Source organism: Paenibacillus agri (assembly GCF_013359945.1).
Classification (GTDB): Bacteria; Bacillota; Bacilli; order Paenibacillales; family Paenibacillaceae; genus Paenibacillus_AQ; species Paenibacillus_AQ agri.
Genome location: NZ_JABWCS010000207.1, coordinates 106596 through 127614 on the forward strand (window position 1 = coordinate 106596; position 21019 = coordinate 127614).

13 protein-coding genes and 3 pseudogenes are annotated in these 21019 nt (G+C 34.2%); 2 read left to right on the forward strand and 14 right to left on the reverse strand.

Translation table 11 applies throughout. The features are described from left to right. Window positions 1–41 precede the first annotated feature (41 nt). The 5 genes and pseudogenes from HPT30_RS12900 to HPT30_RS12920 all read right to left on the reverse strand — a co-directional run bounded on the left by HPT30_RS12900 (window position 42) and on the right by HPT30_RS12920 (window position 3469). The gene (locus HPT30_RS12900) at window positions 42–404 is read right to left on the reverse strand and encodes an SdpI family protein (protein ID WP_175371792.1); all 363 of its coding nucleotides are present in this window, start codon (window positions 402–404) and stop codon (window positions 42–44) included. Between the two features lie 169 nt (window positions 405–573). Beyond that, window positions 574–1077 carry an NUDIX hydrolase gene (locus HPT30_RS12905; protein WP_175371793.1) on the reverse strand — a complete coding sequence of 168 codons (504 nt, stop codon included), beginning with the start codon at window positions 1075–1077 and terminating at the stop codon, window positions 574–576. 338 nt (window positions 1078–1415) lie between these two features. Then, complete coding sequence (locus HPT30_RS12910; RefSeq protein ID WP_175371794.1) at window positions 1416–2093, reverse strand: stalk domain-containing protein; 678 nt, start codon at window positions 2091–2093, stop codon at window positions 1416–1418. An 854-nt stretch (window positions 2094–2947) separates the two neighbouring features. Then, window positions 2948–3052 (reverse strand): annotated as a pseudogene (locus tag HPT30_RS12915) (cysteine hydrolase family protein); the annotation flags it as partial. 3 nt (window positions 3053–3055) lie between these two features. Then, the gene (locus HPT30_RS12920; RefSeq protein ID WP_175371795.1) at window positions 3056–3469 is read right to left on the reverse strand and encodes a MerR family transcriptional regulator; all 414 of its coding nucleotides are present in this window, start codon (window positions 3467–3469) and stop codon (window positions 3056–3058) included. Window positions 3470–3660: 191 nt separating this feature from the next. Here HPT30_RS12920 and HPT30_RS12925 point away from each other — a divergent pair, with 191 nt between their 5' ends. Together HPT30_RS12925 and HPT30_RS12930 are read left to right on the forward strand one after the other, a co-directional pair. Further along, entirely contained in the window at window positions 3661–4605 is a 945-nt protein-coding gene (locus HPT30_RS12925) for an MBL fold metallo-hydrolase (RefSeq protein ID WP_175371796.1), read from the forward strand. Window positions 4606–4657: 52 nt separating this feature from the next. Then, a pseudogene (locus HPT30_RS12930) lies at window positions 4658–5635 on the forward strand (aldo/keto reductase). A gap of 1074 nt (window positions 5636–6709) precedes the next feature. Here the strand turns inward: HPT30_RS12930 and HPT30_RS12935 are convergent. From HPT30_RS12935 to HPT30_RS12975, 9 genes and pseudogenes are all read right to left on the reverse strand, one after another. Continuing rightward, entirely contained in the window at window positions 6710–10228 is a 3519-nt protein-coding gene (locus HPT30_RS12935) for an SIR2 family NAD-dependent protein deacylase (RefSeq protein WP_175371797.1), read from the reverse strand. Window positions 10229–10379: 151 nt separating this feature from the next. Continuing rightward, window positions 10380–11303, reverse strand: a complete 924-nt coding sequence (locus tag HPT30_RS12940; RefSeq protein ID WP_175371798.1) for a hypothetical protein — start codon at window positions 11301–11303, stop codon at window positions 10380–10382. Next, a complete protein-coding gene (locus tag HPT30_RS12945) occupies window positions 11300–12907 on the reverse strand; it encodes an AAA family ATPase (RefSeq protein WP_175371799.1) in 1608 nt (535 codons plus the stop codon). The genes HPT30_RS12940 and HPT30_RS12945 overlap by 4 nt, the downstream gene beginning before the upstream one ends. A 41-nt stretch (window positions 12908–12948) precedes the next feature. Continuing rightward, on the reverse strand, window positions 12949–14676 hold the full coding sequence (locus tag HPT30_RS12950) for an ATP-dependent helicase (protein WP_175371800.1): 1728 nt from the start codon (window positions 14674–14676) through the stop codon (window positions 12949–12951). Beyond that, the gene (locus tag HPT30_RS12955) at window positions 14669–16462 is read right to left on the reverse strand and encodes an ATP-dependent nuclease (protein ID WP_175371801.1); all 1794 of its coding nucleotides are present in this window, start codon (window positions 16460–16462) and stop codon (window positions 14669–14671) included. The genes HPT30_RS12950 and HPT30_RS12955 overlap by 8 nt, the downstream gene beginning before the upstream one ends. A gap of 68 nt (window positions 16463–16530) precedes the next feature. Continuing rightward, complete coding sequence (locus HPT30_RS12960) at window positions 16531–17451, reverse strand: AlbA family DNA-binding domain-containing protein (protein WP_175371802.1); 921 nt, start codon at window positions 17449–17451, stop codon at window positions 16531–16533. Window positions 17452–17674: 223 nt separating this feature from the next. Further along, window positions 17675–18595, reverse strand: a pseudogene (locus tag HPT30_RS12965) (TnsD family Tn7-like transposition protein); the annotation flags it as partial. Between the two features lie 12 nt (window positions 18596–18607). Next, a complete protein-coding gene (locus HPT30_RS12970) occupies window positions 18608–19642 on the reverse strand; it encodes a DUF4917 family protein (protein ID WP_175371803.1) in 1035 nt (344 codons plus the stop codon). Window positions 19643–20401: 759 nt separating this feature from the next. Continuing rightward, window positions 20402–20968: a hypothetical protein gene (locus HPT30_RS12975; protein WP_175371804.1), complete on the reverse strand. Its 567-nt coding sequence runs from the start codon at window positions 20966–20968 to the stop codon at window positions 20402–20404. Window positions 20969–21019: the final 51 nt, after the last annotated feature.

A 21019-nucleotide genomic window follows, 5' to 3' on the forward strand; every position in this document is an offset into this window, starting at 1 on the left:
CCCACCTTTTGATCTTGCTTTTCTAAAAATCCACCACAAAATTATTTTTTCCTTTCTAACTCTTCATCAAGTTCTTTTAAATGTTGTTCAGTTTTTATAATCAAGAGTGTGAATGGTACAAAGATCAATCCAGTAATAACGAGTGAAAGATAAGTCCCTTCAAATAGAAAGCTTAATATCAGACCAATTAATGTATACACCAGCCCGTATCTGATCATTAATTCTGCACTGTATCTATTGGCTTCATCCCATAATAACTGACTTTTCATCGATCTCCTGGTTCTGTATCCATATATTGAGTTTATCGTTTCCGGAGGTTTTTTCTTCACAATGAGTCCAGTTACACAAATGATTAATCCGATTAGAAGGGTGATTATTAAACTAGCTATTTGGCTATCGTTCATGAGTTACCCCACTCTATTCAAGTTTTTAACTCACTGTTTGAAAATCAGTTCAATTACCGGCGGTCCTGATTCTTGAGGATAAACATTTAAAGCTATTGATATCGTTATCACTATCAACATGACCCATATCATAAAATTTAGAAACGGTTTAAATTTCTTAACACTCTATTCAATTCTGTTCTCCTATCTCATTTCCTATTAGATTCTTATTCCTTACATGCTTGATTATGCTTATATTTTGGTTATCTTGTTTTAAAAGTACATCCAATAGTCCATCTGGAACCAACCTTACATCTGAATCTGTTTTGAAAAAGTTCAAAGGTTTCCATTGAGCTTTATATTTAATATCTCCTTCTATTCCCTCAATTTCATCAAGATCATATAATCTCTTTTCCTTCAGTTTCACTTCATAAATGAAATCCACCTCATGTCCCATATCGTCCTCAGTACCAAAAATGTTTTCTATGACGGAAATTAATTTTGGTTCTTCAATTTCTTGATTAAGTTCTTCTCTAATTTCTCTTATCAATGCTTGTTTGCTAATTTCACCAAACTCTATAGTTCCACCGATAGGTCGGTAGAAAGTTGTACTTATCCCAGGATAATTAATTACTTGAACTAAAATGTCCTCTTCTCTTCTAATGATTCCTAGGGAAACTGATCTAATTTTCATATGATTAGGTCCTCCATCTATTCAAATATATTTTATTTGTTTTTTTAATCCATCAAAGTTACCACTATATTTCATAATCATACAAATTTATCATTATATACACTTAAATTCTATCTAATAATTAATTTTAACTCCATTAATTTCATATATATCTATAATTAGAAAAGGCCCAGTTGACGAACTCGACTGGGCCTTTTCTACATTAAGTATGGAGTCAGTTTATCTTAAAATACTTTCAGCTTAAAGATCCTCGTATAATCGCAATGCCTCACATCCCGGCTTACGTGAAAATAAGCCCACTACGCCTATACGGGCATTGTGGGCTTCTCTGCTTAACCTTACTTGTAAATTGAAGTATCTAGCGGAATAATGAACCCGCCGTCAACAGCTTGTGTCACATTTATTGCGATGTTCTTTACTCCAGAAATATCTACCTCAATCGTCTGGAGATCACTATTAGGCGAAATCTTCTCTACTTTTTTAAGGAGCACATTCTTGTCATTATCCCTAATTTCAAGAGACTCCACTTCCTTGCCAACTGCAGCGAATTGCAGAACAAGCTTCTGATATTTGCCGTTAGGGCTGAGCGCGGTATATTTAATATTGGAATTAGGTGCGCTGTACAGAACTTCCTTATAATTCTTGCCGCCGTATTTGGTCAGTGCAGGGTCCTTGGTATGCAGACTGGTGTTAAAATCCTCCTGCTTCACGGGAACGCCTGCCTGCTGTTCGCCAATAATCACCTCTTTGGCTGTTCCGTCATAATTCACCGGAACATCCAGCAGCTCAGAAACAGATCGTACCGGAAGATACGTAGTTCCTTTATAAGTAATGGGAAGCACCGCTTTGCCATTGCCATCTTTGAGAGGGGTAATCTCCCCGTTCACTCTGATTTTTATATCTCCGTTTAACAACGCTTTAATTTCTTGGAGATGCGAGCTCGCGAAAGCACCTGTGCCCATGCCCACTAAAAGTATCATGGTACCGCATAAAGTCGTAACAACCTTCTTCTTCATTTCTGTTTTCCTCCTCTTGGGATTTCTTCAAATCCAGGAACTCCGGAAACAATGGTTATTGAGAGATAGTCTCTCTGAAAGATGACGCTACATGTGGGATAGTCTCTTCGTTTTGGAGTTGAAGATTTTACCTCATTATATCACAAAGCCCAATGCTTCATTTCTATTCCTCCCTTCTTCCAAGCTAATGATTAACCCAGCCCTTTCTATCATCATATAACTATATTCTGCATAAATTGATTTTATCAGTAAAACGTAAACAGCTTGTCGTATACCATGTCGAAGCTCCGGAAGGATCACGCTGGCTGTTTATTTCCCTACTTCTCTCATTCCGGCTGTTCTCTCTTGCATAGAAAGGTAGAAGGTGCTTTCATGGTTTTCACAAAATCGGAGCTTCTTCTGTGCATTATCATCATAACAACGAAAAAAGGCGCTCCCGGCAATAGTCCAGAAGCGCCTACTACATATTCAATTGTATATGGCCGGAACTTCTTTCACGATGGTTCACCTTATGCGTACTTCATTCCCATAGCAGTGCCAACTACTCGCCAGATCCGTCCCATCTCTTTTGGGTCACTACAATGATGTGACGGTGCATCCAAAAGAGTCAGGAGCTCGAGCTGCAGGCTCGCTGCTCAGCCGTTTGCTAATCGCCATGCCAGTCTACAAATTTATTTTCCGAGTTTATCAAGAACTAAATTTAAGAGATTCAGATATAATAAAGGGTTTCACATATTAGTCATGACTAATATGTGAAACCCTTTATGTTCAACTATCGTTCACCGTTAGTTGAACGGATGATGTATCATTTCGGCTGTTTAAAGCATCGCGAACATGTCACTAGCTTTCCGAATTTAAGCGAATTCCTCATGTAAGTTCACCAACGTCATCTCGTGGATTTGCTCGGGGGAGTAATACGTCCTGTCAGGACCGAGGCGACCGAACGTAGCCCAGACATCCCATTATCTAGTATTTATCATGTCTTCTTTCATAAGTTCTTGGTATAGGGCAAGCTTCTCTTTGGTGAGGGAAATAATGTACTCAAGTTCCTGCCGCTTGGCTTCCAGTTCCACCAGATGCTTCTCAAGAATTTCAATCCGTTTGTGTAAGGTGGGAGTAAAATTAACAAGATCTTCCCCGTGTTGAATTTTATCCAGCACACATCCATCACGAGTAAATTCCGTAATCTCCTCAAGCGAAATACCCAATTTTTTTAATCTATTCAAACATTGTATATACGAAACCTCGCTTTCTGAATAGACACGTGCCCCTCCATTTCTACGCTTAGCTTCATGTAGCACCCCAATTTTTTCATAATAACGAATCGTATAGGGAGTTAATCCCGTTTTTTCTGACACCTGACTTATCGTAAACATCCGATTCCTGCTCCTCCTTTTTTATGTTGATATTAAAAACTATAATACAACTTAGAGTTAACTCAAGGTCAATATTTACAATCGCCCCTAACTTTACCCTAAAAATCTCTTGACTTCTAGTTGACTCTAACTTGTAGGCTAAAGTTGCTAATGGAAATACAAGTGACAACAAACACTAAAGGGGCATAACAATGAACAACAAATATTTCACGATTCAACAAGCATCGGAAGGTATCTGGGCTGCTATTTCGGTTCCAGGTAGCGGTTCTCTGGGGAATGCAGCAATTATTGATCTTGGGGATTTAACCGTTGTAGTGGATACAACCAACCTGCCGCATTCTGGTGCTTTCTTACGTCAAACGGCTGAACAGTTAACAAACAAACCGGTTAAATATGTAGTGAATACACATTTTCATGGAGATCATGTTAACGGCAATCAGGCATTTATGAAAAGCGAATTTATATCTACCGTTTGGACAAGAGATTTGCTATCTGATATGGGCGAAGTGAATATTGATCTCATGCAACAAAACACTCAGAAGTTAATAAATAGCCTAATTCAAGTACGTTCACAACAAAGAGGTCCGCACATGCTTACCGAAATCGACTATGATCTTTCCGTGCAGAAAACCCTGTATGATGCTATCCCTTCCCTTCGAAGGGTGATACCCACGATAACTTTTGACGATAAACTAGTTATTAAAGGAACAAAGCGCACTATCGAAGTTTTATCCTACGGAGGCGGCCATTCTTTAAGCGATGCCGTTGTGTACGTTCCTGAAGAACGAACCTTGATTACTGGTGATTTGATAACCAACAAGACGATTCCGGTCATGCCACACGGTAATCCATACGCTTGGATACGCATCCTTCGGCGCATTCAAAAAGACCTCAAAGTAGATACTGTCATTCCGGGGCATGGAGATGTGTCCACTCCAGATAGAATTCCAGATGTCATTCGCTTTCTGGAAGAAACAATCAGTTATGTGTCTAAAGCTGCAACGAGCGGGAAATCAGAGTCTTACTGGTTGGATCAAGGCGTATTGAAAGACTATGAAGATTGGCATCTACCCCAATATTTCAGATGGAACTTTCGCTGGCTCTTCAATAGTATGCTTATTCAAAATAATAGATGAGATACAACAAGTACCACTCGTTTGCAAATGAAATATAGAAAAGAGGGTAAGTATGGAATATGTGAAGCTCGGCCGTACTGGTCTGGATGTATCCCATATCGTACTTGGTTGCATGAGCTATGGCATTCCCGAGCGTGGAAACCATACATGGGTAATTGAGGAGACACATAGTCGCTCTTTTATTAAAAAAGCTCTGGATTTAGGCATTAATTTCTTTGACACAGCTAATATATATTCTGACGGAACGAGTGAAGAGATTTTAGGAAGAGCATTAAAAGACTTTGCGAAGAGGGATGAAGTCGTGATCGCAACCAAGGTAGGCAATCCCGTTCATACTGGACCCAATGGGCGCGGGTTGTCGCGAAAAGCAATCATGACTGAGATCGATAAAAGCTTGAAAAGACTCAACACCGACCATGTAGATCTCTATCAAATCCATAGATGGGATAGCACCACGCCGATCGAGGTAACAATGGAGGCTCTTCACGATGTTGTCAAAGCTGGAAAAGCCCGATATATTGGAGCTTCCTCCATGTATGCCTGGCAATTCCAAAGGGCGAATCACGTCGCCCAAATAAATGGTTGGACGCGATTTGTATCGATGCAGAATTACTTAAACTTACTGTATCGGGAAGAAGAACGTGAAATGCTGTCTCTATGTCAAGCAGATGGAGTGGCTGTCATACCATGGAGTCCTCTGGCTCGTGGACGATTGACTCGGAAATGGAACGAAATAAGTGAACGCTCACAGAAGGATTTCTTATTTAAAACTTTATTCTCCGCTATGGAGGAATCAGATAAAAAAGTCGTTGAAATAGTCGGTGAGATTGCAACAGAACACAACGTTCTCCCTGCTCAAATTGCACCGGCTTGAGTTATGCAGAAATCAGCCGTAACTGCTCCAATTATAGGTGCAACAAAGCTCAATCATCTTGATGATGCAGTCAAAGCGTTGGCAATCAATCTTACGCCTGGAGAAGTCGCACGTCTTGAAGCGCCTTATGTTCCTCATCCTGTGCTCGTAATCTGAGAGGAATCAAGGTCATTACATCGTAGCTCTTCTCTTCGCCCTATTCAGAGGTGGAAGGGGAGGGCTGTTGGAGTGTAGCTAATCTTTTTAGCTACACTTATAATCCTTCTGCCATATACGCTCATAGTTACGTAGAAGACGTGAGGCCTTCTTGTCGGTGAACCGACAGTGGAATTGACAAACGTTCGCTGCGTCACATCTGAAGCTCCGAAAGAAATTACCGTTAGATACAAAGCGGTGAACCTTATCTTATTTTCAAATATTATGGCTGCGCTAAACTGCCCGTTAGCCATACATGCAGCGCAAGATCAGCGCTGCACCACAGAGGATGAAAATGGGTGAACTCTGTCAATACTTCTAGTAGGGCTGGGAGAAGAAGGTCTATGAACTATGGTGCCATTAGAGCCCAACCGTTAGTCTGACTCCAACCATCACGGTGCATCACAGAATGTCGCACCCAATAGGGGGAGCACTTATGGGAGATTAATCCTTTTTGACTGGTTGCACCAGCCTTAAAGTTTATTTTCATGGGAGCTTAATAAGGTAACAGACATTTCCTCAAATCTTTTGATATACCTCCGCATAGGAATTTTAAATACTTCATCACAGGAACAACTGGAACACCTACCTCATCCAACAGTAACTATCTCTTTTTATTATCATTAAGAATTACTTCTGGTACTCTCACAGCTCCACTCCCAACGAAATCCTTTCTCCTCAATATATTAAATAAATTATACTAAGCTTTAAACCCTTAGTTTAAATTTCTATTAAACAAAAAATAGAGGAGATTAGCTCATATATTGAACTAACCATCCTCTATTTACGTTACTACGATTAACCGAGTCTAACACTTTATTTAGTCTAGAACTTTATTTTCTTTTTACAACAACAACTGTCAGGTGAAGTAACTGTCGTGAACTGATTTTGTTGATTTTATTGGGTTTTTGAAGGCATGTGATAAAAGCGAAATAAAGAAAATCGTGAACCGCTAGAAATTCCCATGTAAAGAAAGTTGTGAACCACCCTATTTAAAGTATCCATTCTCAAATAACATTGCTTACAAATTCTCCATTAAGCAAACACATCCGCATGTGTGCGTACTTCCGGTAATTTATGATTGCGTATATATTCTTTCCATTCATCAAGTCTGTTTCCAACGAAATCAGATTTGTTTTTACACATATGAGAAACAAGATTGGAGAAACTTGAAATCAGTTCAAAATCATCTCGAGTTGCGATCTCTATATTAGTTTCTTTAATTCCTTGTAAGTAATTAGATGCATATTGAACAAGGAATTCACAGTCACTAATATTAAAAATATCTATTTTATTTTTTAGTGAATGACTGATTGAATCAAAGGTTATTTTCTGTAGCTTAGCTGATCCATATTTCATCATATTAAACAACTCATTCTTAATAACAGTTGAATCTCCATAAATCTCTGATTTGTAAATAAAAACCAAATAATCATATAATATAGTTGCTGCTGCCTTCACATTCGTCTTATTACTATCCCACAACCAGTTTATAACATCTTTTAGAGAGTATTTAATATTTATATTTAACCTGTTTAAACATGGTATTAAATATATCGATACATCTGGTCTTTTTTCATCACTTTCATTAAATATTTGAGCTATTTTAGTTCTATCGTCTTCACTTAAATATTCTTCAGGTATAGTGCCCCATATATTATTTTTAAGTGTTGTGATTACTATTATAAAATAATCTGAAATTGGCATGAATGAGTTCCTGTCTTGCTCTCTTAAAAGCCCTTCTTTTTGACTATCCCACCATAGATAGAACTTTTCCAACCATGTTTTATAAATTGTAAGATCAGGTACATTTTCCTCATTACATCCTATATAATCTAAAAAAACATTTCTAATTTCCCTGAAATAGTTATCTAAATCACTAGTTTCATTTATTGATGATTTAAAATAGAACACTGGAATATCTCTTTTTAAAAACTCAATCTTTTCTTCTCTACTTAATACTCTTTCTGATTGAATAATCTTATCAAATGTAGTGCTAAATATAAAATCGCTTATCCCAAATTTCTTGTCTCGAGGGAGCATTTGTATATATCTTATGAACTGGTTATAATGCTTTTCAGAAAAATTATTAGTTAACGCAAGAAATGTTAACCTAATCAATGCGCTCTCTCTCATACTTTTATAAGTATTTTCGTAGCTGAGGTGTTTAAATAATAAATCAAGCTGTTCCTCTAAAATTTTTATTTTCGTTTCATTTCTCTTCTCACCTAGTAGTATTAAAAAAGGCTCAAAAAAACTAGAGTTGTATAGAAAATAATCAGATTTATCCTGAACCTTAATTTCAATGTTGATTAACTGTTCACAGAATATTTCAAATTCCTTTTTATTTTTAGCACAAGATATCCTTGTTATCAGTTTATTTAAAACTTCTATATCTTCAATACTATAGTTCTCTTTATTTTGTATATATCGAAATATTATTCCATCTATTTCTTTTTGTATTTCAATAGATACTGCAAAATAAATACGCGACAAAATTTCTAGGGCCACATTGATATCTATATTGGATTTATTCTCATAGTTGATTGCATTTTTAAGTATATTAACTAATTTAGTCATATTTATAATATCTGATTTATAAACAGTTTCTCTAGAAAATATTTCATCCACTTTTTTTCGAGTGATAATATTTATTCTTTTAAGCTGTGAATATATTGGATAGTAAAATTCTACATTTTTAAGAGCTAATTCATATTGCAGCTTATCATTTATGCTTAATGCATAAATTTCTTGTAGTTGCAGAACTGCAAAGGAGTCTAATAGCTCTTGTTTCATGTAATCGCCCATGCTGGATAGAGTACTTCTAGTTCCCGGATCGAAGCCTATTTTCTCTATTGTACCTATAGAATTTTCATATTTTTTTATTGATAGAATTGTTTGGTCAAATTCCTTGTTAACATTACATGATTTACCATTCAAAAATTTTAAGCGGTCATAGCCATAGTCCAATTCACTGGTAATTCTGTTGCGATTATGTAGTGCCACACTTTCTAATGAAAGCAAACGATAATCATCATTTTTTATAGCAAGGAGTCCTCTGATCGTTTGTAAATAATTCTCAAGCATTAACTTTGCTGTATCTTTTTCATTTATTCTAGCGTAGATTACTGCTTTTTTAATTCCCCATTCAATCTCATTAGTTTGTACATCCCATTCCAGCAAAAGCTTTTCGAGAGTTTCTATATCATTACGAATAAAGAAGTACATTATCTTTTCATAGATGAGATGATGGCACTGCTCTTTATTTAGCGGTAAATTCTCTAATATACCTTGATATTTCACAAAAGCTTCTTCATCACAATCTAACCTTGCCTCTTTTAGCAAACAAAAAAGTGATGGGTAAAGTCTTTCATCAAATTTATTCTGATCCTGATTATCAATAATGGTTACAATTATTTGATATACATAGTATTCAAGCGGAATGTAAAATTTATCATAACACCATAAAATCTCATTCAAAAAATCAATCGATTTATCATCAATTGTTTTCTCTTTAATATAATCTACTAACTTTATTGCAGATAGACGAATACTTTTAGCATATTTTCTTCTAATCTCATCTGGCATCACGATCCAACCAGGATAAGTATTTCTATTATATATAAAAGATTGTACATCGTTATCCTCACTATAAACTTTATGTGGCCACATTGTTTTTTCTTCTCTATTCTTATAAGCTAAAAATTCGAATATATCTGTAAACATTGCTTTATAAGGTTGGTCATATTCCGAATAGATATTTTTAAAATCAATCAAAGTAACGCCTATATCTTCAAGTTCAGATTTGCGATGTTCTTGTCCGAAACCAATCATATAAATTTTAGACATATGCTCCCCAAGATTATTCGAAACCCAAGAAGTCCATCTTTTAAAATTGGGATCATCACCAGAGAAGCCAATGAGAACAAAAGTTGTTTCCATTATTGATTGCTGTACCATGTTTACAAGAGGACTGAACTTTACTTGATATTCGTTGTAATCTTTTTCTGTAAAGACGAAAGGTCTATTAGCAGGAAAACTGCCGTGCAATTTAATGATTCTCGGTTGAACAGAACTTGTTATATCACTAATATTGTAAATAGTCTGATAATTGCGTTCATATACAAACTTTTTTGCACGCTCTAATAAAGTATCATAATTAGTCGTGTAAATATCAGTCCAAGGAAGCTTTAGGAGACTATAGTGAATCTCGTCAGGTTCATAATTATTATCTGGTATAGCTTCTTTCAAAATTGTATCTAAACTCGATCTTCCATATTCTTTTACATATAATTGTCCAATCTCTAAAACATCTTTACTCGTAATCCCTTTATGATGATTTAACTCTTGAATTAATTTATTTTTTATATCCCCCCAAACAGCCATTCCTTCAAAAGAATCTTCAATCTTCTGGGCATTCAAACTAAAGCCAGCACCAATCATGACAGAGACACGACTTTTACCATCACTTGCCCACAATTTGTTACGTATATTTTTAAGATGTGGGTACATTTCTAATTTTTCTTCGAATAGTTCTTCAACTTTTTTATCCATTAGTAAGTCTCCTATCACAAAGTAGGAATTCTATTGAGCTGAAGCTAATCTGGTTATAATTGTTTTTTTTATTTTACTCACTTTTATCTATGTCTGAATGTGTATTTGGAAAGCAATTAATAATCAATTATAATAATCAACCTAGATTCAGTTAGACTATTTTTCTAATATTAAGTGGGAGTGAATACTCTTGTACTTTACTTCTATAATTAATTGTTATGTCGGATTGATCCGTATTATTAACACGTCCTGTACCAAAAACAGCCATTCCTTTATCTATCATAATAATATAGTTTTCAGTAAGAATATTCCGAGCGTGCTGTTCACGTTTCATATTAACAATATGTATTTCGGAAATATTCCATAAGTCAAATGGTGATGATTTGAATTTATTTATAATATTCGCTTCTGTATTTCTATTGTTAACCATTGTTATTAATTTAATATTCGCATCTTTATCAATATATTTAATAACGTAATTATAAAAATTAATAGAGTTTTCATATAAAAAATTGTCTATAATTGTTATTTCCTTTTCATTTTTTAGGAACCTCCCTAACCACTTACTAAGTGCAAAACTATTTTCTCCTTGAGGAACCCTTTTAAATATCGGGATTTTATAGTGATTAAGAATTGTTGGTTTGTTTTCATCAAGAATTTCAGTACTATTAAAGCTAGATATACTCATTTCATTTTCTAACTTTTCTTTTTCAAAATCATTTAAAAGCTCACTCATTAATATTTTGTCCTCTGTCGAATTACAAACATTAGTAACTATTCTATTATTATTAGAATCCGGAAAAATCAACTCTACAACTGGACTTTCATTAATATTATCCACGACTTTACTATACATCTCGTTATTCAATATTGAACTAACAAAAGCAGCATAGATATCAAATAATTCAGGTCTATCATGTTTAAAGTAACTTTCATAAATGTTCTCGAGCTCATGATGTATTATTAGTTTTCTTCTTTTTAACTCATTAAGTAACGTAGTTTCATCAAATACATTAGTGATGCTATCAAAGCACTTCTCAAGTAATGAGTAACATAGTGTTACCTCTAATTTCATTTTTCTCGATCTCCTCTCTTTTTTGACATACTCAGTAATTCTTTACTTAGTTCGTAACCTTTGTCAAAGAATCCTGATGGCCACTTATCAGTAAATTGTCCTTTATCGTTTAGTTCCATTCTTTTTACACAAGAAGAACCATCATTGCTTTTATCTATATAGTAAAAAGCAACATCCTGATGATTTATTTTTATATCAGGGTCAGCTATTAGTACCTGTAATCTTCTTATTAAATGTTCACTATGTGTCTCAATTAGAATTCTACTGTCAATTTCCGACAATGACTTCTCTACGAATAGATTAGCCAGGTTAGCCTGAGCAGCTGGATGTAGATGAAGTTCAGGTTGTTCAATAATTATTGTCGATTTCTTTCCCATATTGTAAACTGTCCTTCTAAATTCATCATTTGAGCTGTGTTCCATGAATATCTGTGTTACTATTGGCAGCACTTGCGCAATACCATATCCTACATCTATTAAATTGTCCTTACTCCTGCCATCTGTTGAAGAAACCACTACTTTAAACAGATTGCTATTTTCAATTTCATCAATATTAATTGTGTAACCCATTGATGCTTTAAACCAATCTGATACTTTATTCAGTAAAAAATTCTTATTTTGATCGGCTTGCCGTAAAAGTAAACTTGTATTTTCACCGTTTTTACCAACATCATTAAAACTGTTCTCGGAATCTCTATATACTCTTTCTGGGTTTTCCCTAAATGGTCCAATATATGTGACTTGGTTTGAAAATTTGTTGAGTTTAGTATAAATAGACGAAAGAATTGCAGAATAAATAAGTAAATTTTTCATAATTGTATTTAATTCTTCAATTCGTTTTTTCATACCTTCAGGAATAATCCCTTCAGCAATATTTGATTCTAATTCAAATAAATCTTGATATAAATATTCCCTATTTGTAAAGTGATTTGAAATAACATTAAAAAGTTCTTCATCCTCTTTTTTTATTCCAAGATTATTCTTAAACGTATCCTTTAAGATTTCACCATACATCTGTATGTCAGGAATGAATTTATTAAATGAAACATTCATATTTATTAACTCTGGATTTGTTAGCTCAGATAAACCCATCTTCCCAATCTCTAGAACACCATGTATTCTAATATCATATTTATTTTTTTTCGCTTCTCTTTTTATAGTCAGTACCAACTTTTTATCGATTAGTAAGTGAAAAGAATCAACTATCATTTTTTTATTCACTTTTTTCACTTCAACTTCAATATCTACCTCATCAAAATTCTTATAAAAATGCCTCATCAAATTTTTCATGTCATGTATGTGTATATTATTTCTACGCATAATTTCATGGCGTAACTCTTTAGCGGAGAAACCAAATCCGAACGCAAACTTCTCTCCTTCATGATTATAAATCACGTCATCAAAGTTACCGTAATCAATTAGTTTTCCAAATAAAAGTAATGGAGTATGTATATCTTCTTGGAACGTTTGGCTTAGAACCACTGGGAATCTGATTAAACTACTTTTACCGGAACTGTTTCTTCCGACAAATATATTTATTTTTTTTAATTCTACTTCTGAATATTCAGAGAATGATTTAATGTTCGACAGCTTAAATGATTTCATAGGTTACCTCCTAGGTATGTTCATTACTTTGTTATAGAATATCATCTCAATAACAGCCTGTTTTCCCAAGCGGATTTATTCAACTCATTAGGCACAGCAATTACAAGCAATTTCCTTGGTCTCGTCATCCCTACATATGCAATTCTTAGTTCTTCATCATCTATCGTTTTATAATTTTGAGTTAGCATTGTTCTATAAAGGCGTCCTTTTGCTCCCTTCTCTTTTAAAATAAGAAGAACCGATTCAAAAGTTTCTCCTTTGACCGTATGCACCGTACCTAACCTAAATATTGCGTCTTTATCAGTAACAGCTTTAAATATTTGATCAAAGGTACATTCAGAACTATCTTCATCAATACGTAATTGTAAAGTAACACCATTAGCTATGAGTTCAGTATTTGCTCGAAGAACCCAAGATTTTATAGATCCTGTTGGTTCGGGTAACATTTCGATAATACGATGTATCTCTTTTCTATGATTAATTAATCCCTTTTTTGATATCCACTGTTCCAGCTCATACTGCGAACAGTAATTTCTATAATTCTGACCTTTGTATACAGCTCTCTCAATCAACCGAAATGCTTCCCTCGAATCACCATTAACGGCCATATATTTCCCCTTAGCCAAATCCTTAACAAACTTTTTCCCTACTAACCAAGGTTCCTTAATAAAATCAGGCTGCTTGTATATTAAATTTTGAATAGACTTGCTCCTGAAGATGACAGCTACATTATCGTGATTAACCTCAACCTCATGTTTCCCACAGAGCTCAAGAAAATAATCTAGTGTAGCTTGAATATTAGCTGGATCATAAACAATTATTTCTGGGATATGCTCGAAGTCTTTCACTGTTTCGGTAATTGAGGTAGATGGATTATCAAAATAGGCTAACTGAGCCGTTGCATTACAGATTTTTTGAGAGCTTCTTCTATTTTCATTAAGAATTATAGAATTTTCTATCCATTCATTAAATTTATCTGTAAAAAGATTCGGTCGAGCATTATTCCATTCAAATATTGCTTGATCGGGATCACCAACTAGCGTAATATTCTCCAGTCCGTTTTCAATTAGCTGATCGATAATACTCATCTGTATCTCAGAGGTATCCTGAGCTTCATCAATAATCATCTCAGGAAACCTAATTGCAATTGAACGAGAAATATTAGGGTATTGCTCTAGAATTTTCAAAGAGAAATAGTTTGCGTCTGCTTGTGTAGCATATCCGAGTTTCCAGAACTTTTCCTTTACATTACGTATATTTTTCACATGTTTATTCCCTGAGCCATCTATATTGTTCTTCCAACCAAAATGAAATTTAGTCATATCGGTAGTAGTCGATATAATATCAGCATTTATATTTAAACTCGTACAATCAAAATATTGGTCATAATCTCTTCCATAATTACCACCAGACCATGTCCCATGAGGTTCACCTACTAGAATAGGTCTCTTGTTACACTCCATAATCAAATGACCAAAGGGGAGAAATATATATTTATTAATAAAACTATCTATCGTACCGAGATAATGAGGATAACTAACCACACTCCCCGAATTATCATTAAGCTTTCTTCCTACCTCTTTCCAAGCCACATTAGTAAAAGATAATACTGCTATTCCCATATTCGGCGAGTTCCAATTGCTCATCCTGTGTGCTAACCTGGCTGCTACTGTATAGGTTTTCCCACTCCCTGGACAAGCTCTAACCACAAACTTACCACTCTTCTCAAATACGATTGAGCGTTGACGAGGAGAAAGGCTATCAAACATTGAGGTCACCCTTTATGACCCAATTAATAGAACGTTTTATATAATCAGGTACAATAAATTGCCTTCTAGCAGATTCATTCGATTCTAGATAAAGCGCTAGGCGATGTGAAAGTTCTGATTTTGCTTTATTACTCGCTACCTTAGCCAAAAAATTCTTTGCATACTCTTTAATATCATTACCTTCGGAAATTCTTGAAGCCGATACTGGGTGCATTTCGCTATAAATCAATAACATTAACTCTCTATTATATTCTCCAGCTATAAACAGTTCATATTCAAATGTAATTTCGGAAGTTTCGACATGTAAAAACCCGTTCTTAAGTGCCAACGCATTGTCTGCTCTGGAGGAGATTTCATCAGTAGTTTGATCCCTATCATCATCGGTAATTATTACGCTTCGAATATTCAACCTCTTATGTGCTTCGTCGGAATTAAATAATTTTCCGAAATGTTCGAACGAAACTCCATTCACTATAACTATTTCTACTCCCATTTTATCTAAGTCATATTCTGTTCCTAAGATTTTAGAAAACTTCTGCAATAAGAGAGCTTCTGATATACCCTCAACAAATATAACTCCGTTTGAAAAGAACAATTGTGATTTTGTTACATCAAGGAATTTCCCAAGATATATCTTGTTCTGATCTGACAACTCTGATTGTAATAAAGAATATGTAAACACTTGGTTGTTCTGGCACTGCACAATAATAAGGGAATCTAAGTTCGCTTTGGCAGTAATTGTTGGTGAATGCGATGTAATAAATATTTGAAAACCTATTCCGTCCAGCTTATTCAGATAATTAAAAAAGATACTTTGGAGTTGGGGATGTAGGTGAGCTTCTGGCTCCTCAATGAACAAGGCTATGTATGCTTCTGGATCTAATTCTTTACGATTTTTTAAATCTCCAAGGATTGCTGCCATGTATAAAAGATTGTTGTAGCCAAGACCATTTTGATTGATGTCGAAGTATTTTTGTTTGTTAGTATCGCCTTCCAGAAGGCTCTCGTCAAAAACCGGAAGTAACACTCTTAAGTTATCTACTATTTTTCTAAATTCAAAGGGCAAGAAGTCTACCTCTACCGCCTGTTTCTTATTTGTTATTGATGTTTCCTCAAGGTGCTCATTAATTTTCTTCTTTCCGGTTTCAATAATATTGTTCCATTCAACATCTCCTGTTAACGAATTTCTAAGACGTTGTGTTAATTCATCACGCTTTTCATCCGTTATAGGATTGCCTAAACTATCTTCACGAAGGTGAGCATATAATTCTCCTAATCTATTCCCGCGCACTGGCCTAAGATTGTGTGAGGCGTCTCTAAGAGCATCAAGATATACGTAAAGTAGCAAGCTAAATACATCTGGTGTGATTTGTTGCCCTTCATTGTCCCCTCCCCAGACTGTGTATTTTATCTTTTCCAATCCATTCCGATCCTCTAGACGGTATATAAAATGAATCTTCAGCCACTGTAGGGATGGATCCTGGTTTTGAGACAATAGATCATTAAAAATACCAGTTTCGATAGGATCCTCTATCTCAAAAGTTAAGTGAAACTCAATCGGATTAATGGTTGCAACGGGATCATTTCGGTTAATATGAAAGTCACTTCTCTTTACATATAAATCTCTTGATTGTTTTCCGTAACTAAGACAAATCCTTAGTGCATCAATTATCGCTGATTTGCCTGAATTATTTTCTCCGACTAATATATTTAGTCCTTTATGGAAATCGACAGCCAAATCATTAATATTCCTGAAATTTTTCATTTCTAATGTCTTTAAAAACATAATCGATCCCCCATTTTTCTAAGATCTTATCCCTTTACTATATTGAGATTTCTTGTAATATACTGCTATTAGTGAGTTCTAAACTTGTGCTTAATCCCTTTTGATTGTTTCACTTTCCATAAAAAATCACCTCGAGCAAAGACGCGACCATTAGATAACTTATAGGAATATTCATTCTTTCTTGCATCCCAAAAAATTAATTCGAATTTATACGTAGCCAGACCCATGCCATATTCATCTATGTTCAGTGGAAATGGATCTGAAGAGCCAAAGCCTACATACAATTGACCCACCACTTCGGATTTGGGAGGCAAAGACAATTTAAAATCAGCCCCAACATATTGATCTAATCCAAATACGGGATGTTTAGTCAGTTCTACGCCCTCTGGATTTGTAATAATCAGCACACCACCTACGATAGTCAATGGCCTCTCTGTAGCATTCGCTATTAAAACCTCTATACTTGCACATCCCTCTCGATCATGTACTGCGTGAAGTACACTCTCCTGCAGCTTAATTTCCACTTTATCTTTGTTAACGTACATATAATCAAAATCGCTTCGTTTTGCATTAGCGTTCAAGCTGCCCTTACGTATTTTGCAAAATCCTTCTTCAAGCCTTTCATATTTACGTCTAATCATATAAGGTTTATTATCTGTATCAAATATTCTAAAAATGCCTAATGTAACACCCTCATAATCATATTTAAAATATTCAAAGTGAATATCCGGCTCAACAGTACCGTGTACGATTTGTGTATAGTTGGACGAGTCAACAAACTCCTTAGCTTCAATTCCCTTAATTACTTTTCCTTCAGGTAGATCCTTTACTCCAACAATTATGTACTTATCTTCCTTATAACGGGAATTAGCCATTGCCATAATATCAATGATTAAATCCATATGTTTATCCTTAGAATATTGTTTTTCTTTAAAATCCAGATACTCACACTCATATCCGTATTGTATCAATTCAGATATTTTATCCATTCATATTCTCCTCACATTACATTAACAATGAGTTATGTTGTCATATCTTGATACTATAAAAACCGACTAAATAAATCTATATCCTACCAATTATACCATCATAAATTGTGAAAATCTGTATACAATAATGATATATAAGAAAATAAGCATAAGCCATTTGACCTATGCTTACACATTACCTAATATTCCTTATCTCTTACTTATTCCTTAATTCTAGCTATTCTCACCGTGTATTAAATAATAGGTTTAGTGCTTGCTCTATTTTCAACTTTTCTTCCTCAGTACAGCTGTTGTATCCTTTTCTGACTTTTAGACTTTCGAAGGAAATTGTCTTGTATCTATTTCCTCTCAAAAATTTTACTACCTGAGGTAATATACGAATTAAATAATCTATCTTTTCTTCCGAACACTCATTGACAGCTCTCTTTGTTTTTGGCAGTACTTCTTTATTAATTGAATATCTACCAAAGTCCTTTTTTGATAATCGAGATAATATTGTATACGGCTTGATTTGCTTTTGTGGGTTTTCTCTGTACAATTGATTGGAAATAGTCCTGATTTTATTATTTAAGTCAAGATCAATTGAGTCATAATCCAGCTTTTCATTACCACCTACACATACGGCCGGCATATTTTTTTCAAACCATACTTTGTCATTCTTAGATAGCCAATTATATTGGACACGCTTCAACTTCTTAATTTCCGTCCTACTTAAGTTATGTCCTTCTTGTAGAAGTGGCTGTAACACTTCTCTATATCGAAGACATTTGGAATCGTCCAATCCAACACATACTTCTTCAATACCTCTTTGTATTTCACTTATCCAAACACTTGAAGTTGGTTTACTTTTTAGCATTGAATCAGGTAGGCAATATTTTCTTACCGTCCTGTCGGAGATGTTTAGATGCTTTGCTATATTCTTTTTGCTCCATCCCTGGGTATAGAACTTTTGGATTTGTTTACGTTTTTGAAAGCCAATCGTCCTTATAGTTAAGGTCTCATTTTCAACGTTAGCCTTAAAATGTATATAAGCGCATCCACACTCATTACACTCAAACAGTCCGATAAAAAATCGGCTTTTTAGCGTCATCTTATAAGTTCTGATTGATTGCTTAGAACATTTTGAATTCTGGCAATTCCATGGGCCAGTGCCAAACTACTTAAATAGTTCATCCATTTCAATATTCCTCATTGATTCAAAAAAATTTCCTGCATCAAAAAAAACTAACTCGATTGAACTATCTTCAAAATGTTCTCTAACTTCACGAATAATTCTTGTACTATTACTCACATCATATATACCATAAGCTATCTTTTGTATCGCTGAATGTTTGATTGCATCAATAATATGCTTATCGCTGTCTTTATCGAGCGATTGTCCGTATATTGTTAATCCTTTAGAAGTTTTAATCAAAGCATCATAACAGAAACTCAAATATTTATTATTCAAAATATTGTTCAATTTTTGTTTCCAAGTGCCTTCTGATATGTATAACGGAAAATATCCTGACTCATATGTCTCTGTAATAGTGTGTAATAAAGGTAAATCAATTTTGCCTATTGGATTTCTTCTAGTAGTTATTTTAATAATCTCACCTTTATCCATGTATAAGTGTAATGAACCATGAAGGTGATATAATCTTATTGGATTTTCTTTTGGAGGAACTCCTGGTCCAGCACCAAAAATTATCATTTCAGAATCTCTGTCATATCCAAAGCCATCTGCCACTTTTCTACTAACACCATTGACTTTATTTAATGCCCAGTATGCCAATAGATCATAATTTGTGGTAAATACTTTTTCTTGAAAAAGCCTGAATGTTGTTTTAAGATCATTATCTTGTTCAAAAGTTAGTTCATGTGGTTCAGGATGAACCTTTCTTACTGTTTCAATTAAGGCATCTTTAATTCTTTGGTAGCTATTTTCAATAGGTTCAAAATCTATATTAAAAATTCTATTTGTATTAATTGAAATACCTAAAATACGGAGTACATACTCAAAATTTGTTGTATCCAAATCTCCAAACAAACTAATATCCTCTTCCACAAGTAGTTCTTTTGCTTCTTCAAATAGGTTACTATACATAAACTTGCTACCAAAGTTAATAGAAAATCCATTTCCGAACAACAGGTTTGTAAGATATATCTTATCTTCATTTATAAGTTCTTCAAAAGTTTTCAAGTCTTCCATGCTGTACATCACTCCTAATTATATTGTGTCGATTGCATATAACGTTGTTGTATTCACGAATTCGTGAGGCTTAAGGGTATTTGTGCCCAGGTCGAGATTTAGCCTCGAAGATTGTCTGCAGCAATAACTTCTTCGCCTTAGTTTCTGCAGACCAAGAAGTCGATAGGGACCCTCAACGTGAATGTACGTTAGCTGAAGTTGCTTGCTTCTTCGAAAGTCCTACCAAATTCTTGATCATACAATATCTTCAATATAGAAAAATAATGAAAATCTCCCTTAAATTCTATATTTCTCGAATAAAAGAGGGATAACTCTTCAATTTGCGTTGTCTGTAAGTTATTCCAAATAAAATCAAACTTGGACTTTAGAATACCTTCAATGCAAGAGTACTTGTTTGAAAGTGAAATTATTCTCAGAAGTACTCGAATAGTAATCTTATGAGGTGTTATGATCTGCTTTTTATTGATTTTATAATCGATAATTTGATTGCTTAAGATTAAATTTAGCTTTAACTGATATTTACCAATTGAATAATTTATTAAAGGTTTTCCAAAAAAGTAGTGCTGAAACCATCGTAAAATTAGAATTGAATACTCAATTAATCGCCATAAAAGAAATCTATTTTCTCGTTCTATTGACTCGATTCCAGATATAATTGTAATCAATTCTGATCTGGGGAACTTCATTTTATACTTTTTTACTCTTCTACTATGATTTAACTGCAGGGAATATAAATAATTTTTCTGATGATTTGTCATATTATCCTCGTATTTTGTTAAATACAAATTTCAGCAAAAATAGCGAGCTACTAATAATAATAGCAGTAATTATTCCTGCAATAATATTTTGGTAAAGTGGATGCATTGCTGAGTACTCACTCAAAAAGCTATTATAATACTTCTTTGTAAAAAGATTTTCGCTATTGATTATATTGTAGAGATTTATTGCAAGTATCGAAACACCTAAGTTAATCAATACATATACAACATAAATAATATATAACGCTTTTCTCTTTCTAAATAATTCATTTGACAATATATATGTTGGATATAGAATTGATGGCCAAATTATTAAAAAGGAAGTTAAAAAACTATATGATAATACTAATTCCCTATAATGATCAGTAAAAATAAAAGGAAGTATCAAACTAAAAACAAAAGTGGGGAAAAATGTAAGAAATACACCACTGATACTTATGTCTTCTGAATCGGAAACAATTAATTGTTTCAATGAAAAGTAAATGGAATTAAACTTGCTTCTAAAGTATTGATGAATAAGGATTGTTGTTATTGAAAAAAAGAAAATGAAAATCAGTTCAAGATTCATATAAGCCTCCTGTTTTTTAGCAAATTCAGCTAACATCTTATTTACGAGTTT

Bases quoted from the DNA above. Each gene is read 5' to 3' on its own strand.
- HPT30_RS12935 (WP_175371797.1), bottom strand. From the start codon at position 10,228: ATGGATAAAAAAGTTGAAGAACTATTCGAAGAAAAATTAGAAATGTAC.
- HPT30_RS12920 (WP_175371795.1), bottom strand. From the start codon at position 3,469: ATGTTTACGATAAGTCAGGTGTCAGAAAAAACGGGATTAACTCCCTAT.
- HPT30_RS12925 (WP_175371796.1), top strand. From the start codon at position 3,661: ATGAACAACAAATATTTCACGATTCAACAAGCATCGGAAGGTATCTGG.
- HPT30_RS12970 (WP_175371803.1), bottom strand. From the start codon at position 19,642: ATGGAAGACTTGAAAACTTTTGAAGAACTTATAAATGAAGATAAGATA.
- HPT30_RS12900 (WP_175371792.1), bottom strand. From the start codon at position 404: ATGAACGATAGCCAAATAGCTAGTTTAATAATCACCCTTCTAATCGGA.
- HPT30_RS12905 (WP_175371793.1), bottom strand. From the start codon at position 1,077: ATGAAAATTAGATCAGTTTCCCTAGGAATCATTAGAAGAGAAGAGGAC.
- HPT30_RS12975 (WP_175371804.1), bottom strand. From the start codon at position 20,968: ATGAATCTTGAACTGATTTTCATTTTCTTTTTTTCAATAACAACAATC.
- HPT30_RS12945 (WP_175371799.1), bottom strand. From the start codon at position 12,907: ATGAAATCATTTAAGCTGTCGAACATTAAATCATTCTCTGAATATTCA.
- HPT30_RS12960 (WP_175371802.1), bottom strand. From the start codon at position 17,451: ATGGATAAAATATCTGAATTGATACAATACGGATATGAGTGTGAGTAT.
- HPT30_RS12940 (WP_175371798.1), bottom strand. From the start codon at position 11,303: ATGAAATTAGAGGTAACACTATGTTACTCATTACTTGAGAAGTGCTTT.
- HPT30_RS12955 (WP_175371801.1), bottom strand. From the start codon at position 16,462: ATGTTTTTAAAGACATTAGAAATGAAAAATTTCAGGAATATTAATGAT.
- HPT30_RS12950 (WP_175371800.1), bottom strand. From the start codon at position 14,676: ATGTTTGATAGCCTTTCTCCTCGTCAACGCTCAATCGTATTTGAGAAG.
- HPT30_RS12910 (WP_175371794.1), bottom strand. From the start codon at position 2,093: ATGAAGAAGAAGGTTGTTACGACTTTATGCGGTACCATGATACTTTTA.